Origin of the sequence: Pseudobutyrivibrio sp. AR14 (assembly GCF_900101325.1) — a bacterium.
Taxonomy (GTDB): domain Bacteria; phylum Bacillota; class Clostridia; order Lachnospirales; family Lachnospiraceae; genus Pseudobutyrivibrio.
The window spans coordinates 250,196-264,888 of record NZ_FMUY01000002.1 but is presented as its reverse complement, the minus strand read 5'-3'; the positions used below and the strand labels follow the sequence as shown (position 1 = coordinate 264,888).

General features: G+C 40.0%; 16 protein-coding genes. All 16 read right to left on the bottom strand.

What is annotated here, in order from left to right:
- Positions 1-18 precede the first annotated feature (18 nt).
- The 16 genes from BLP50_RS02985 to fliG all read right to left on the bottom strand — a co-directional run bounded on the left by BLP50_RS02985 (position 19) and on the right by fliG (position 14,693).
- Positions 19-384: a flagellar biosynthetic protein FliO gene (locus BLP50_RS02985; protein ID WP_090150753.1), complete on the bottom strand. Its 366-nt coding sequence runs from the start codon at positions 382-384 to the stop codon at positions 19-21.
- A 2-nt stretch (positions 385-386) separates the two neighbouring features.
- Complete coding sequence (locus tag BLP50_RS02980) at positions 387-749, bottom strand: response regulator (protein WP_090150750.1); 363 nt, start codon at positions 747-749, stop codon at positions 387-389.
- A 23-nt stretch (positions 750-772) separates the two neighbouring features.
- Complete coding sequence (gene fliY / locus BLP50_RS02975) at positions 773-1,957, bottom strand: flagellar motor switch phosphatase FliY (protein ID WP_090150747.1); 1,185 nt, start codon at positions 1,955-1,957, stop codon at positions 773-775.
- Position 1,958: 1 nt separating this feature from the next.
- A complete protein-coding gene (gene fliM / locus BLP50_RS02970) occupies positions 1,959-2,939 on the bottom strand; it encodes a flagellar motor switch protein FliM (RefSeq protein WP_090150744.1) in 981 nt (326 codons plus the stop codon).
- Positions 2,940-2,974: 35 nt separating this feature from the next.
- Positions 2,975-3,502 carry a flagellar basal body-associated FliL family protein gene (locus BLP50_RS02965; protein WP_090150741.1) on the bottom strand — a complete coding sequence of 176 codons (528 nt, stop codon included), beginning with the start codon at positions 3,500-3,502 and terminating at the stop codon, positions 2,975-2,977.
- Positions 3,503-3,520: 18 nt separating this feature from the next.
- Complete coding sequence (locus tag BLP50_RS02960) at positions 3,521-4,423, bottom strand: OmpA/MotB family protein (protein WP_090150739.1); 903 nt, start codon at positions 4,421-4,423, stop codon at positions 3,521-3,523.
- Positions 4,423-5,226 (bottom strand): motility protein A, encoded by an 804-nt coding sequence (locus BLP50_RS02955; RefSeq protein ID WP_090150736.1) that lies wholly within the window; start codon positions 5,224-5,226, stop codon positions 4,423-4,425. Before BLP50_RS02955 ends, BLP50_RS02960 begins: the two co-directional genes overlap by 1 nt.
- Positions 5,227-5,602: 376 nt before the next feature.
- Complete coding sequence (locus tag BLP50_RS02950; RefSeq protein WP_090150732.1) at positions 5,603-7,273, bottom strand: flagellar hook protein FlgE; 1,671 nt, start codon at positions 7,271-7,273, stop codon at positions 5,603-5,605.
- A gap of 86 nt (positions 7,274-7,359) precedes the next feature.
- Entirely contained in the window at positions 7,360-7,761 is a 402-nt protein-coding gene (locus BLP50_RS02945) for a TIGR02530 family flagellar biosynthesis protein (protein WP_090150729.1), read from the bottom strand.
- A 9-nt stretch (positions 7,762-7,770) separates the two neighbouring features.
- Positions 7,771-8,616, bottom strand: coding sequence for a flagellar hook assembly protein FlgD (locus tag BLP50_RS02940; RefSeq protein ID WP_090150726.1), 846 nt, complete (start codon positions 8,614-8,616; stop codon positions 7,771-7,773).
- A gap of 19 nt (positions 8,617-8,635) precedes the next feature.
- Positions 8,636-10,087: a flagellar hook-length control protein FliK gene (locus tag BLP50_RS02935; protein WP_090150722.1), complete on the bottom strand. Its 1,452-nt coding sequence runs from the start codon at positions 10,085-10,087 to the stop codon at positions 8,636-8,638.
- Between the two features lie 53 nt (positions 10,088-10,140).
- The gene (locus BLP50_RS02930; RefSeq protein ID WP_242869206.1) at positions 10,141-11,004 is read right to left on the bottom strand and encodes a MotE family protein; all 864 of its coding nucleotides are present in this window, start codon (positions 11,002-11,004) and stop codon (positions 10,141-10,143) included.
- 2 nt (positions 11,005-11,006) lie between these two features.
- Positions 11,007-11,462: a flagellar export protein FliJ gene (fliJ, locus tag BLP50_RS02925; RefSeq protein WP_090150719.1), complete on the bottom strand. Its 456-nt coding sequence runs from the start codon at positions 11,460-11,462 to the stop codon at positions 11,007-11,009.
- A 10-nt stretch (positions 11,463-11,472) separates the two neighbouring features.
- Entirely contained in the window at positions 11,473-12,783 is a 1,311-nt protein-coding gene (gene fliI / locus BLP50_RS02920; protein WP_090150717.1) for a flagellar protein export ATPase FliI, read from the bottom strand.
- Between the two features lie 13 nt (positions 12,784-12,796).
- Positions 12,797-13,702, bottom strand: coding sequence for a FliH/SctL family protein (locus BLP50_RS02915; protein WP_090150714.1), 906 nt, complete (start codon positions 13,700-13,702; stop codon positions 12,797-12,799).
- Positions 13,686-14,693 (bottom strand): flagellar motor switch protein FliG, encoded by a 1,008-nt coding sequence (fliG, locus tag BLP50_RS02910; RefSeq protein ID WP_090150711.1) that lies wholly within the window; start codon positions 14,691-14,693, stop codon positions 13,686-13,688. The genes BLP50_RS02915 and fliG overlap by 17 nt, the downstream gene beginning before the upstream one ends.

Sequence of the window (14,693 nt, the reverse complement as noted above, 5' to 3'; positions counted from 1 at the left end):
CATATCCAGCCTGCAAAATTAACTTTTCTTCTTGAGTTTGTCCAGAATTGTCTTAAAGTCCACAGGAGGATTGACAGAACCCTTCTCCTCCTCAGACAAAAACTTAAGCTCAGAAGCTGTTAATTCACCAAGCAAAGTAACCTCTTCCTTACCAATAGCTATAACGAAATATTTATCCTCTCCCGCTCTAACTATCTGGACATATTTATTATTTGTGATTCTGATAGCCTCGACGATTTCCAGGTTCTTATTAAGCCCCTGAGTCTTCTGGTATCCTGCTATCCACTTAGTAACATAGTAGGTAAGCGCCAGAACGCCGATAAATATAATCAGCACAAAAATCAGCTGAAAAAAGCTATCTGCCGCCGACAAAAGAATCAGCATGATTATCCAATAACCTTCTTAACTGCCTCAAGAACTCTCTCAGCCTGGAAAGGCTTAACGATAAAGTCTTTTGCTCCTGACTGAATAGCCTCGATAACCATTGCCTGCTGTCCCATTGCTGAACACATGATAACGCAAGCGTTAGGATCCTTTTCTTTGATAGCCTTCAATGCGCCGATACCATCCATCTCAGGCATTGTGATGTCGAGAAGAACAAGATCAGGAGAAAGCTCTGTATACTTATCAACAGCAATTTTGCCGTTTTCTGCTTCTCCTACAACATTGTAGCCATTCTTTGTGAGGATGTCCTTAATCATCATTCTCATAAAAGCAGCGTCGTCACAAATTAAAATGTTTTTTGCCATGTCTTCATCTCCTTAAATATATTTTATTCTTTGATGATTTCTGTAATTCGTACACCAAAAGACTCTTCAATAACTACTACTTCGCCTTTTGCCACGTACTTGCCATTAACAAGTACATCTATTGGTTCACCGGCTATTTTATTTAGCTCGATGATTGTACCTGGAGCGAAATCCAAAATGTCTTGGATTGTTTTGTTAGTACGACCTAATTCTACTGTAACTTCAAGTGGTACGTCAAGAATTAAGTCTATGTTCTCCTGTGCAAATTGTGCAGAAAAACCTGGTCCAAACGGTGTAAATTGTGCTGGTTGCACATTTACTGTAGGTTGTGGTGCATACATATATGGAGGAGCCATCATTGGCTGTCCCTGCATCATATTTGGATCCATCTGAGGCATCGGTGGTGGGGCTGCTCCTGCCGCCGCTGGTGCCGGTGCCGGTTCTGGAGCCGGTGCTGCTGCCGCAGGTGCTGGGGCTGGCGTTGGTGCCACTCCATCGTCTACAGTAGAGTTTGAATCGGTCTCCATATTATTGAGAACAGCTGCACACATTTCTTTTGCAAGAGATATAGGATACAACTGCATCATCTCACTGTTAACCAGGTCTCCAATCTCCATCTTGAACGCTATTCTAACGAAATTCTGATTCAAGAATTCATCAATCTCGCCTGGATCAATAGTCGCCAAATCTGTAAGAGTGGCGTTTGGTGGAGAAATATCAACCATCTTATTAAGCATAGATGAAAGAGATGTAGCTGAGGCACCCATCATCTGGTTCATGGCCTCTGAGATGGCTGACAAATGCAGCTCTGAAATCTCTCCGTCTATATTTGTACCATCACCGCCCATCATAAGGTCGGTAATTACCTTGACGTCGTCTTCCTTCAAAACAAGGATGTTACTTCCGTCAAGTCCCTTAGTATATCCGATACGGACTACTACACAAGATTTATCATAACCAGCTGCAAGTCCTGCCCAATCAGTCTCTGATACAACCGGTGTCGATATCTCAACTTTTTTATTTACAAGAGAAAATAATGTCGTCGCAGCACTTCCCATGCTGATGTTGGCTACCTCGCCGATAGTATCCATCTCTTGATCAGATAGCTCTCCGCCACCTCCAGAAGATGGTTCGCCGGCTGGTGCATCGGGAACTCCGCCACTAAGTAGTGCATTTATCTCGTCTTGTGATAATACACCATCACCCATTCTATTGCTCCTCCCTAATGATTTGTGTCACTCTAACTGCGTAATCTTTGCCTGAAGCACCTGGAAGGGCTGAGAATTTCTTAATATCGCCCACAAATACATCAAGCTCTTCGTCGACCTTTGTATCAAGTCTAACTATGTCTCCAACCTGAAGCTGAGAAAAATCCGCTACTGTTATAACGCTATTTCCAAGAACCGCCTTAATAGGTATCTTAGCCCTATTAATAAGCGTCTCCACAGCATCTGAATAACTAACACCCGTCTTTTCCTTTTGACTACTATACCAGAACTTTGTGTTTAATTTGTCCATAACTGGCTCTAAAGTAATAAAAGGTAGACAAACATTCATTAATCCTTCTACATCACCAATTTTTATGTTGACAGTTACAATCGCAATCATCTCTGATGGAGATATAATCTGCGCAAACTGTGAATTTGTCTCGATTCTCTCAAGTCGTGGATGAACATCAAGTACGTTAGCCCAAGGCTCTCTAAGGAGTTCAACACAGGATGTCATGACTCTTTCAATGATTAAAAGTTCAATCTCTGAGAAATCTCTAATTTTATCAAGAGGCTCTCCCTCGCCGCCAAGCATTCTATCTACCATGGCAAACCCAAGATTAGAAGCCATCTCAACTATTATGTTAGTCTCCAATGGAGAAAAATCTACAATACCTAGTAATACAGGATTAGAAAGGGAATTTGAAAATTCCATATAGGTAACAGCCTCAGAGTTCATTACCTCAACCTGTATATTCTTTCTAAGGAAGATAGGCAGGTTTGTTGCCAAAAGTCTTCCGTAATGCTCAAAAATTATCTCCAATGTACGCAAATGTTCCTTGGAGAACTTTGACGGTCTTGCAAAGTCGTAATTTTTTACAGGCTTTTCTTTGGTGTTCTTGATCTCGTCTGCATCCAACTCACCACTTGTCAAAGCGTTAAGCAAATTATCTATTTCATTTTGAGAAAGGACATCACCCAAACTATCTCACCACCATTCGCCCCGAAATTTGTTGCTTAATTATATGTTGCTGTAGAGAAATTAACTCTTACAATAACTGAAGACTTAAATAAAGTCTGAAGGGCCTCCAGGATTTCTTCCTTAACACCCTCTTCGTTATTTCTCATCTCATCAACTGTATGGCTTGCAACCACCGACTTAATTGTATCGCTGATAACATTATCATAAGCTGATAAATCACCAGCGCCATCACCAAACTTTGAATAATCTTCGTTTGTTGTATCAAGAGAAAGTGAAATACCAAGGATACCATAATGGTCCTTACCATCTCCGCTGTTCTTCAAGTTGATAGTCATTGTCTCTCCGCTATTAACAGCGTAGTCAAATAAATCTTCTACATTTACAGCAAGTGAACCAGCTGTATCTCCTGCCTGCAAATCCAAATCAATAGCTGAGCAAACCTTTGTGATAAGCTCGTTAGCTTTTTTTGTCTCAGGCACGATAGAAATTGTAAGAACCGCAGTAAGAACAAGATTTACTACAACCAGTGCCAATATAACTACTGTAATCAAATTCTTTTTCATAATCCAAGGTAATCCTTTCTATTCTTCTGCTACATCAGAGGAATACGAGTTATAAACCTTAATTTCTACCCTTCGGTTTCTAGCGCGTCCTTCTTTTGTGCTGTTATCTGCAATTGGAACATACTCTCCTCTACCAGCTGATTTAATGTATGCTGGATTGAGATTAGTATCTTGTCTAATTCTCTCTGCAACGTTAAGTGCTCGATACATAGAAAGTACGTCGTTGTTTTCGTATGTACCAGAGGACATTGGTACGTTATCCGTATGTCCCTCAATTTCTATGATATTAGAATCATATTCTTCGAGAATCTTTGCTATGTTGTCAACAATAACAACAGCCTCATCTGTAAGCTCAGCCTTACCTGAGTTAAAAAGTAAAGCTCCATTGATTCTAATCATTACGTAATTAGCATTAAAATCTACTTCTACCTGGTCTTGAAGTCCATATTCAACCAGCTTCTGTTCGATTTGTTCTGCCATGCCTTCGCTTTCTGCTGCTCCGGCCTCTTCAAGAGCTTCCATAGCTTCATCTACGGAAATCTCGCCTATATTATTGTTTTGGGTCTCTGTAGCACCATCGGTAGACAATTGTCCATCGCTCTGTGTATCAGAAGCACCCTCTTTTTCATATTGTTCATCATCGCCATCATGAACACTGTTGAAATAGTCATCAAACATTTCAAGCTGGCTGATACCTGATGAAATCATCTGTCCCTCACCAATAGAGGTGCCGCCAGATGAGAAAATACTAAAACTTGATTGGATACTTGCAATTACTTCTTGGAACTTCTCAGTATCAGTACTACTCATAGAGAAAAGCAATACGAAGAAGCAAAGTAGCAAGTTCATCAAATCGGAGAAAGTGGCCATCCAGGCAGGAGAACCAGCAGGACCTTCTTCTTGCTTTTGCTTCTTTGCCATTAGCCCTCACCTCCTCCTTCTCCGCCGCCTTCACCAATAGTGTTTCTAGCAGAAGGTGGAAGGAATGATTTGAGTTTCTCTTCTATAACACGTGGGTTCTCACCTGCTTGAATTGAAAGTAAGCCCTCTACGGTAATGCTCTTCATCATAATTTCGAGATTGTTATTAACTCCAAGCTTTGTACCAACTGGACCTGTAAGCCAGTTAGCAATCAAAGAACCATAGAGAGTGGTCAGCAAAGCAACCGCCATGTTAGGTCCGATTGTAGATGCATCGGAAAGGTTCTTTAACATGTTAACAAGTCCAACAAGAGTACCAATCATACCCCAGGCAGGGCCCATTTCACCCCATTTTTGCCAAAAGCCAATAACTACCTTATGTCTATCCTCAAGACAGCTCATATCTGTTTCAAGAATCGCTCTAACAAGCTCTGGATCAGTACCATCGACTACAAGATTGACTCCCTTTTTCAGGAACTCATCTTCTATGCCATTTGCAGCCTCTTCTAGAGCAAGTATACCTTCTTTACGGGAAATGTTAGCGAGATTGATGATATTGCCAATAGTATCTGCAGCATTTCCTACTGCTGGCTCTTTAATTGCAAGACCCAGTCCCTTAAGACCTGCAGTGAAGTCTGACATCTTATTACAAGCAATACATGAGGACAAGGAACCTCCGATTGTAATGATGACTGATGGAACGTCTATGAAGTTTGCAATCGCTGCAACGCCACCGGATGATACAATACCAAAGATGACCATTACAACACCGAGTACTAAGCCAATTAAAGACCCTAGATCCAAAGTTATCACCACCTATATTTTAGAAATTTACATAAATGCACATAGTAAAAAGACAATATAACTTTTGTGATTATTTTACTAGATTTGCATATAATTGTCTACTTTTCACAACAAAATAGTCGCATTTTATTGTGTAATTTTTATGTCCTTACCACTACATCTTGTTTCTTCACAAAATTTTTAGGAATAATTTGAAATTTCACCACAACTAAAAAAACCCGTTTTGTGCATAATCCTCACTTTAACCCCTGACAACCATCAGGTCTTAGTATTATTAAGTCCAATTGTAAAGTCTATAAAAATGTACCAAGAACCTGATAGTTTCAGGGGTTTAAGGATTATCAACTACGGGTTTGTTTTAAATATAAATCAGTAATTATCTCTTAAGATTAATCAACTCTTCAAGCATTGTATCTGAAACAGTGATTATACGAGAGTTAGCCTGGAAACCACGCTGTGTGGTAATCATATCTGTAAACTCTCCTGAAAGGTCTACATTGGACATTTCAAGCTGTCCTGTGTTCATTGAAGAACCGTCAGCTGAAACTTCGATACCAATACCATCAAACTCACCAGAGTTAAGTGTTGTCTGATAGCAGTTATCTCCCATTTCTTCAAGACCTGATGCATTAGCGAACTGAGCTACTGCAATCTGTCCCAAAAGAACTGTATTACCATTGCTGTAAGAGCCATAGATCTTACCACTGTTCTGAACAGAAAGACCTGTCATTGTACCAAGCTTTTTACCTTCACCTCTCATTGAAGAGCCATCCTGAACGCCACGGTTTGCAACGCAAGTTGATGTTCCACCGTTGTCGTAATTAAGCATCTTTGAGAAGTCAATATCAATGTTAGATAATGCAGCATCTGCCTTATTTGGTCCAAGTAATGCTGTATTTAACATAAGATTTTTATTACCTGCAACACCTGCATAATTCAAGAAACCTTCGCTTGTATCAAAGCTAAGCTCATAACCAATTGTCTGAGTTGTAATATTTAAAATATTTGTTGAAGTCTGGCCTGCAGGAATTGTAATTGAAACGCCAGTAACAGTCTTGTCGTTTGGAATACCGCAAACTGCTGATAAAGTAAGTGTATCTGCTGGGTCTGCTGTATTAACAAAAGTCTGTGTTGCATTATTGTAGTTATATGTATTACCTGTTGATGAATCAGTCATAGTGATTTCATTCAAACCACCAAGAGTAAATGAATAAGTATTTGCTACTGCTTCATAAGCACTTGTTGTCTGAACATTTTCACCGAAAATATCTTGTAAATTACCGCCATCTCTGAGGTAATTAGCGAGAATGTCATTATTCTCTGAATCATATATAGCTGAAAGTTCAACAGTAAACATACCGTTGTATTCACCAGGAATCTCATCAGGAATTCGCTTAATAGCAAATTTAGCTGTGTATGAGTATCCTAAATTATCATAGAAGGTGAAAGAACGAATATAGCCGTTGCTTGAGCTAAACTGGCTATCGTTTTTATCAATAACGCCACTAAAGTTAGCATTTGTAGTAGCCTCAGGTGCAGATGTAAGATTCTCAGGTCTCATAACTCTAAGAGGAGTTACTGTATCTTTGATTACATTTGCAGGATCCTGTGGATCAACCTGCCAACCCATAACAAGATAACCTGTTGTAGTCATTGCAAGGTTACCATTTCCATCAATGTAGAAAGAACCAGCTCTTGTAAACAGGTTTTCTGAACCGTTATTAACGATAAAGAAATTTGTTGAGTTTGAATCAGTAAGTCTGATATCAAGTGCATCGCCAGTAGACTGTGCAGCACCTGCTGATGTAATGGAGATTTTTGTTGCTCCATTAGTAACACCAAGACCTATCTGCTTTGCATTTGTACCACCACGATTAGCTGTGGCGCCAGATGCCTGTGAAGTTGTCTGATACATAATATCAGAAAAAGTTGTTGAAGATGATTTGAACGCAACTGTATTAACGTTCGAGATGTTATTACCAATAACATCCATCTTTGTCTGGTGAGTCTTAAGACCAGCTACACCAGAGAAAAGTGATCTCATCATAATGAATGACCTCCGTGGATATAGCATCTTCAGTACTGTACTGCCGTATCTGTCAGTCAACGGCAATTAGCTTCCATAAGGTCCAGCTAAACTATTACAGCACCGTCAATATTTGTAAAAATGTTCTCATCTGATTCTGTTTGATCCATAGCTGTTACTACGGTCTGATTTGGTACATTAACAATAAATGCTAAAGTATCAACAAGTACAAGCGAATCAGTAATTCCTTTTGCCGAAGCCTTTTGTACACCTTCTTCAAGTCTAAGAGACTGCTCTTCTGAAAGCTTAATATTTCTGTCATCTAAACGCTGTGATGCGTGCTTAGAAAACTTAAGCTCAGAGCCAGCTTCCATCTTTTGCTTAAAGATTTCTTCAAAAGATGCACCATTTAAAGTGCCCTGTGGCTTTGACGCTGAGGTTGGGTTCAGGTAAGTACCTGCAACTTGTTCAATGGAGGTAAAGTTTGGATTAATTTTTATATTACTCATATTTTCCTCCTACCCCTCGTCTACTCCTACAACTGGAGATGTTTCAGTAGATTCAGGTTCTTCTGTAGTCTCTGAATTCACTGTAGTCTGTGATGTTGCTGCAGCACCTGAATTTTCTGCAGTTTCTGTGGAAGTATTCACTTCCTCTGTCTTTGGTGTAGTACGCTTATTTACTTCCTCTTCAGCTTCCTGTTTAGTTTTCTTCAATTCTGCAATCTTATCAACCAATGACTGTACATATTCTGTAACATCTTTTCCAAGGAAGCCTTTTGTATATGCATCCAGAGAATTAATCATTGTTGCGACCTTCACTACATCTTCTTCATTACCAAGTGTAAGAAGATCCTTGGTAGGAAGCTTTGATATATCAGCGAGAATTGTATCAGCAACAAGCACTGCGTTGTAATAAGTCTCGTCCATAATGGACTTAATCTTCTCAACAGGATATTCCTTGTTGTTAACCGAAGCTAATAATTGGCCATCATCGTCAGTTCTTACATAATCAACTCTGCCGTGAATTTCAACATTGTCATCATCTATAAGAGCTACCATCTTACCTACCATGCTGTTACCCTGGATATTTTTCATATCAGCCTGAACTGCTTGGATGGCTTCGATTTGAGTAAATGATGCAAGCTGAGCTACGTACTGACTATTGTCTGTTGGCTCAAGCGGATCCTGGTATTGCATTTCTGCCACCAGAAGCTTCATAAACATCTCTTCTGTGTATCCGCCGTCTTTTGTTTCAGCGGTTTTAGAAGTGGAAATGTTTGTATTAGCTTTTGTAGCATCTTGAGAAGCTGCGGTCTTTTTATAAGCACCGTTAACTACACTTCCAATAAGTGGTTCTGCCATTAATCTCCTCCTTATAATTTTATGCTTGGAAATCTAATGTATTTCCATTATCCTTCATCATCTGAGCAATCAACATATCCTCTTCAGACATGATACCTGAAAGTTCATCTAATGAATTGAGGTTAATTCGGCTATTTCTCTTTGAAGACTGTTTGCTCATCTGTTCCTCTCGTCTGCTTTCATCTTTTGCATTCTGCTCAAGATTTCTTTCAAACTCATGGGCTCCAACTGAAACTTCGATTGAAGTAACTTTTGTTGAATTTTGATTGAGCTCTGTTCTAAGAGTTGCCATTTGATTTTCAAGAGCTTGCTTAACTGCATCATTTTCAGTGAAAATTTTAGCTGTAATCACATCACCCTTTTGCGTGACTTCCATGAAAATTTTACCAAGTCCTTCAGGATTAAGTGTCATCTCCATTGTAGTTGATTCTGCATCTGTTAAAACTTTCGCCTGCTCTACAAGTTGATTAACAATACTCTCTGCTCTTACCGTTTCGCCAGTAGGTAGTGTAACTACTTCCTGTTCAACTGAATATTCAATAGCAGCTTCTTGTTGTCCAACTGCCAAGTTCTCATGTACTACAGTAGCTTCATGAGTTACCTTTGGAGTATCGTTTGCAGTCTTAGCATTTTTTGAAAAATCAAATTCTTGTTTTGAAGAATTATTGTTGTCGTCTACCTGAGGTTTCATCTCAACAGGATCATTAATGTCCATCTGGATATTCTGCTGAGGCTTAACGTTTTCACCCTCCATAGGTTTGATTTGTTCTGTAAGAACAACCTGTGGCTCCACTGGATTTAAGTTTTGATTATCATCTAAAACCTCTTCCAGCTTACTAGGATTTTCTGTAGGTAAATCGCCTTTAACAAGTTCTTCGTTGATTTCAAGATTCTCTGACTTAAGTTCAGGAAGTACAATCTCCTTCACTTCTTCAAAGGATATCTTCAAATCGTCAAGTAGCTGATTCGTAAGTGTCGACACATTGTCTAGGATATTTTTAAAGCTATCGTTCATCAAAAGTGCAACTGAATCTGTCTCACCAGTAATCTCTGTCACTAGCTGAGCTAAACTTTGTGGATTGAATAAATCCAAGATTGTAAGCCCTAGCGTTTCCATAGCCTTTTCAAGTTCTTCATCTGTGATGTCTAATTCATCTTTGATGACATCCTTGATTTCTTCGGCAACTGCTTCAACTTTCTCTACTACTCGTGAAGAGTCAGCTGTCTGACCATTTTCTGGTCTATCAGCAACCGATTTAGCAATGGCTCCAGATTCAAAAGGCTTATTATCTAGTGTGTTTTTTGTAGGTTCAGCCCGTTTGATATCAACTGGATTTCCAGAACCAGCAACGTTCTTAAGAGTATCTTCGAATAAGCCTTTATCCTTTGACACAGTCATCTTGTCATTAACAGCTGACATGTCAATCTGACTTACTTGAATCAGCAAGTTAGAAACATTGCTACTTGTCATGCTTTCCTCCTTTCACCTATTCTATTTTCAAGCTTCAATATAAGACCATGGAGCTATGGTTCCATCATCTTAGTGATGATTGCTGCGTTTTCCGCGTTCATTGCAGCTAGGATATCTGCTCTCGTACTAGCGTCCATTCCCTGTAAAATCTCACATACCAAGTCAAAATCATCTGTCATAGTATCAAATATGGCAGCTGCGTTCTTTGGCTTCATACTTGAGTAGGCCTTGATATAGTCTTGGATTTCCGCGTCTTTTTGCAACTGAGAAACCACCTGTTTGTATATCGCTTCGGCATTTTCAGGCTCAATAGACTCATAGTAAGTCTTATATTCATTTATATCGGGTGCATTGTCCGAAAAAACAACCTCTTCGTAAAATTTTTCTTTAGTTTCTTCAAAAGATGCTTCATTAGCCTTGTACTCTGCTAATTCAGCAGCTGCAGCTTCCAATTCTGCAATATAATCACTGTTGGCATTTCCTGAGGCCTTGAGCTCTTCAATTTCAACTTCAAGTTCCTTGATTCTATCAACTGCTTCCTCAACAGTTGTGTACTGAGCGTAAGCATCCTCTTCCTGAGGAATATACTCCTCAATACCAGGTAAAATACGATTAACATAAGGCACATCTTTAAGCACAGGAAATAGGACGGTTGAACCAAATCCGCCCACGTCCATCTTTACCAAAAAGCCAAAGATTACAAGCCAAATCAAAATAATAAGGAGCACAACAACTCCCATTATAAGACGACCACCAATACCAAGAGACTCGTCGTCATCTTCATATTCTTCGCCATTTTTCTTGGCTTCTTTTTTAGCTTTTTTAGCAGCCTTTTTCGCTTCCTTAGCCGCCTTTTTAGCAGCTTTTGGATCTACTTCATTCGCTTCGTTTTCCTGCATCTCTGTTACGTCTGCCATAACTAATCATCCTCACTTGAATTGTTAAAGTAAGTGTAACTAACAAGCTCATCAGTTATCTTACTTTCTTCCCTATCGATTTCATCTAAAAATTCTTCAAATGCATGCTCTCTCAACTTTTCATGCATTTTTCGCTCCATCATAACTGCGTTCAGCTTTCTTCTAGCATTCTCCATAGCTTTTTGAGCCTTAGATACCTCGATAAGCTGACTTCTAAGAGCAACCTTCATAGCTGCAATAGCCGATTTACAAGATCTGATTTCTTTGATATCAATATCGCCAATGGAAATATCCTTTAAGTGCTTTTCATATCCCGCCTGACGAACCATAATATCTCTAAGCTTTTGCTGCTCCTCATTGTATCTGGCTACAGCAAGGCCAAAATTGGCCTTTTCTTGCTCTTCTAGCTTTTGCTTTAAATCAAGTATATTTTGCATTCTGTAGACAAATTTCGCCATAAATCATCCCTCACTCTTGAAAGATTGCAGCCATCATCTCCAAAATCTCGTCATACTCGAATTTATCTGCTGTACTCTGTAAAAGAAAATCATTAACAGCGTCAATCTTTTGAATCGCATAATCAATGGCCTTATTAGAGCCATTCTTATATGCACCAATATTAATCAAATCCTCAGCCTCTTGATATGTTGCAAGAACATTCTTAAGCTTTCCCGCAATAGATTTATGTTCCGGAGTGGCAACAGCTGACATAACTCTGGAAATAGACTGCAATACATCTATAGCAGGATAATGATTCTTCTGGGCTAATTTTCTGTTTAAAACAATATGTCCATCTAAAATAGAACGAGCTGTATCAGTGATTGGCTCGTTGAAGTCGTCACCGTCTACAAGTACTGTATAAAGCCCTGTAATAGAGCCTACAGCAGCATTACCTGCTCTCTCCAAAAGACGAGGCATTTCAGAATAAACTGATGGTGGATATCCTCTTGTAACAGGAGGCTCACCAGAAGCAAGTCCTATCTCTCGTTGAGCCATTGAAAAACGAGTAAGTGAGTCCATCATCAAAAGAACATCCTTGCCCTGATCTCTAAAATACTCGGCAATAGCTGTCGCTGTAAGAGCAGCCTTTTTTCTGATAAGAGCTGGCTTATCAGAAGTAGCGCATACAACAACAGAACGGGCCATACCTTCTGGACCCAAATCGTTTTCAACGAATTCTCTAACTTCTCGTCCACGCTCTCCAATAAGAGCTATAACATTTATCTGAGCCTTGGTGTTACGAGCAAACATACCCATAAGAGTAGATTTACCTACACCTGAGCCGGCAAAAATTCCAATTCTCTGTCCCTTTCCAACTGTAATAAGGCCATCAACAGCCTTAACGCCAAGAGAAAGAGGCTCTTTGATTATAACTCGAGCCATAGGATCTGGAGGATCAGCCTCCGCAGGATATTCTGGCAATTCTTCAAACTCAGTAAGGTCATCAATATCAGATGGCATACCAAGTCCATCAACCAAATGTCCAAGTAACTGGTCCCCTACAGGGATACCCAGAGGATGTCCTGTGTTTTCTACCATACAACCAACGCCGATACCTTCAACGTTCTCATAAGGCATCAAAAGCAGACGTTTGTCTTTAAATCCAACAACCTCTGCTTTAATACGCTGATCTGAGCCTTCAACAATAATCTCGCACAAATCACGTAGCTTGGCTTCAGGTCCAACTGATTCAATTGTAAGTCCAACAACTTTTACAACCTTGCCGAGAGATTTAAAATAGTCCTTCTCAGTAAGCTGCATTAATAAACCCTGGTCCATTCTCCTCCTAACGCTATCCTCTATATGCTAGCGCCTTTATCTCTCTAATCAGATTATCAAGTTCAGTATCAATACTGCAGTCGAATATTCCTCCGTCTGTTTCTATGATACACTGACTGTCATTTAAAAGAGGATCCGCAATAATATCAAGTCCTACTTCGGCGCCTATTTTTCCCTGAATTTCCTCTTTTTTCCCTTTAATAAACTCTGCATTCGCATCGCTAACTTTTATCTGCATCTGACCAGTGCGCTCAATTTTCATAATACAATGATCTAGCAAATGATATATAACATCCTTTCTGCCAGATAACTCTGCTGAAAAGACATGTTCAAAAACTGGAATACACATTTCAACTATGTCATGTTCCATTGTAAGCTGACGTTCCATGAAATCATTTGAAATCTGCTGGATTTCAGCATCCATGTTGCGTTTCGCATCTTGAAGCTCAAGAGCAGCTCTTTGAGTACCCTCGTTGTAGCCTTCCTTCTCACCGTCCTGGCGGGCAAGATTCTTCATAGCATCAGCATTTAGCTGTGCAGCATTAATAATCTCATCAGCCTGAGCATGGGCATCTGCGATAATTCTCTCTGCCTCAGCATTGGCATCTGCCAAAATCTGCTCTGTTTCAATGGAGCTTTCAGGCTCCTCCTTCTGCATAATAGAATCAGCTAGGCCAAGGAATTCATCTGGATCCATTCCTTCTGGAACTTCCTCGCCAGCCTCTCTCATAGCTGCAAGACGTCGCTCACGCTCTTCCTCTAAAAGCTTAGCCTTGTAGGCCTTTTCCTGCTTTAAGATAAGTTCTCTTGCTAAATCATTAGAATCAATTACAAGTTCATCGTTGTTTCCTTCTTCGTCCACTTCATTAGGAGCAACTAAGAAACCATAGATGACATTGTTACTAGACAATGAGCTCATCTCCGCCTCCTCTAGAAATAACAATTTCCGCAGAATCCTCAAGCTTTCTGATAATACCAACTATCTTCTGCTGAGCCTCTTCTACGTCCTTCATACGAACAGGTCCCATGAATTCCATGTCTTCCTTAATCATAGCTGCAAGACGAGTAGAAAGATTCTTAAAGATAGCCGCCTGAACCTCATCATTTGCTCCCTTAAGGGCAACTCCAAGATCTGAGTTGTCAACATCTCTAAGCACACGCTGAATAGCACGGTCGTCCAAAAGAAGGATATCCTCGAATACGAACATCTTCTTTCTGATTTCTTCTGCAAGCTCTGGCTCTTCGATTTCCAAAGATTCCATGATACGCTTCTCTGTACCACGATCAACTGTATTAAGAATATTAACTACCGCATCAACACCACCGGCGATAGTGTAATCCTGATTGATAAGTGAAGAAAGTTTCCTCTCAAGAACTCGCTCAACTTCCTTGATGACCTCTGGGCTAGTTCTATCCATGAGAGCAATACGCTTTGCTACATCAGCCTGCTTTTCAGGAGGCAATGCACCAATAATAAGGGATGCCTGACCAGCTGAAAGATAAGACAAAATCATAGCAATAGTCTGTGGATGCTCTTCCTGAATGAAGTTCAACACCTGAGAAGGCTCTGTCTTTCGAATAAATTCGAATGGACGAACCTGAAGTGAAGCAGTAAGCTTTGTAATAACATCCTGAGCTCGGTCGTCGCCAAGTGCCTTTTCCAAAAGTTCCTTTGCGTAACCGATACCACCTTCTGCAATGTACTGCTGAGCTAAACATACCTGATAAAATTCTTCGATAACTTCTTCCTTAAGAGCTGGAGAAATACTTCTGGTATTAGCAATCTCAAGGGTAAGTTCCTCTATTTCCTCTTCCTTGAGATGCTTGAAAATCTGCGAAGACTTCTCTGGCCCTAAGGCTATTAGAAGTATTGCGGCTTTTTGAACGCCATTAAGTTCTTCTGCTGCCAT

Bases quoted from the DNA above. Each gene is read 5' to 3' on its own strand.
- BLP50_RS02985 (WP_090150753.1), bottom strand. From the start codon at position 384: ATGCTGATTCTTTTGTCGGCGGCAGATAGCTTTTTTCAGCTGATTTTT.
- BLP50_RS02980 (WP_090150750.1), bottom strand. From the start codon at position 749: ATGGCAAAAAACATTTTAATTTGTGACGACGCTGCTTTTATGAGAATG.
- fliY (WP_090150747.1), bottom strand. From the start codon at position 1,957: ATGGGTGATGGTGTATTATCACAAGACGAGATAAATGCACTACTTAGT.
- BLP50_RS02965 (WP_090150741.1), bottom strand. From the start codon at position 3,502: ATGAAAAAGAATTTGATTACAGTAGTTATATTGGCACTGGTTGTAGTA.
- BLP50_RS02960 (WP_090150739.1), bottom strand. From the start codon at position 4,423: ATGGCAAAGAAGCAAAAGCAAGAAGAAGGTCCTGCTGGTTCTCCTGCC.
- BLP50_RS02950 (WP_090150732.1), bottom strand. From the start codon at position 7,273: ATGATGAGATCACTTTTCTCTGGTGTAGCTGGTCTTAAGACTCACCAG.
- BLP50_RS02945 (WP_090150729.1), bottom strand. From the start codon at position 7,761: ATGAGTAATATAAAAATTAATCCAAACTTTACCTCCATTGAACAAGTT.
- BLP50_RS02940 (WP_090150726.1), bottom strand. From the start codon at position 8,616: ATGGCAGAACCACTTATTGGAAGTGTAGTTAACGGTGCTTATAAAAAG.
- BLP50_RS02935 (WP_090150722.1), bottom strand. From the start codon at position 10,087: ATGACAAGTAGCAATGTTTCTAACTTGCTGATTCAAGTAAGTCAGATT.
- BLP50_RS02930 (WP_242869206.1), bottom strand. From the start codon at position 11,004: ATGGCAGACGTAACAGAGATGCAGGAAAACGAAGCGAATGAAGTAGAT.
- fliJ (WP_090150719.1), bottom strand. From the start codon at position 11,462: ATGGCGAAATTTGTCTACAGAATGCAAAATATACTTGATTTAAAGCAA.
- fliI (WP_090150717.1), bottom strand. From the start codon at position 12,783: ATGGACCAGGGTTTATTAATGCAGCTTACTGAGAAGGACTATTTTAAA.
- BLP50_RS02915 (WP_090150714.1), bottom strand. From the start codon at position 13,702: ATGAGCTCATTGTCTAGTAACAATGTCATCTATGGTTTCTTAGTTGCT.
- fliG (WP_090150711.1), bottom strand. From the start codon at position 14,693: ATGGCAGCAGAAGAACTTAATGGCGTTCAAAAAGCCGCAATACTTCTA.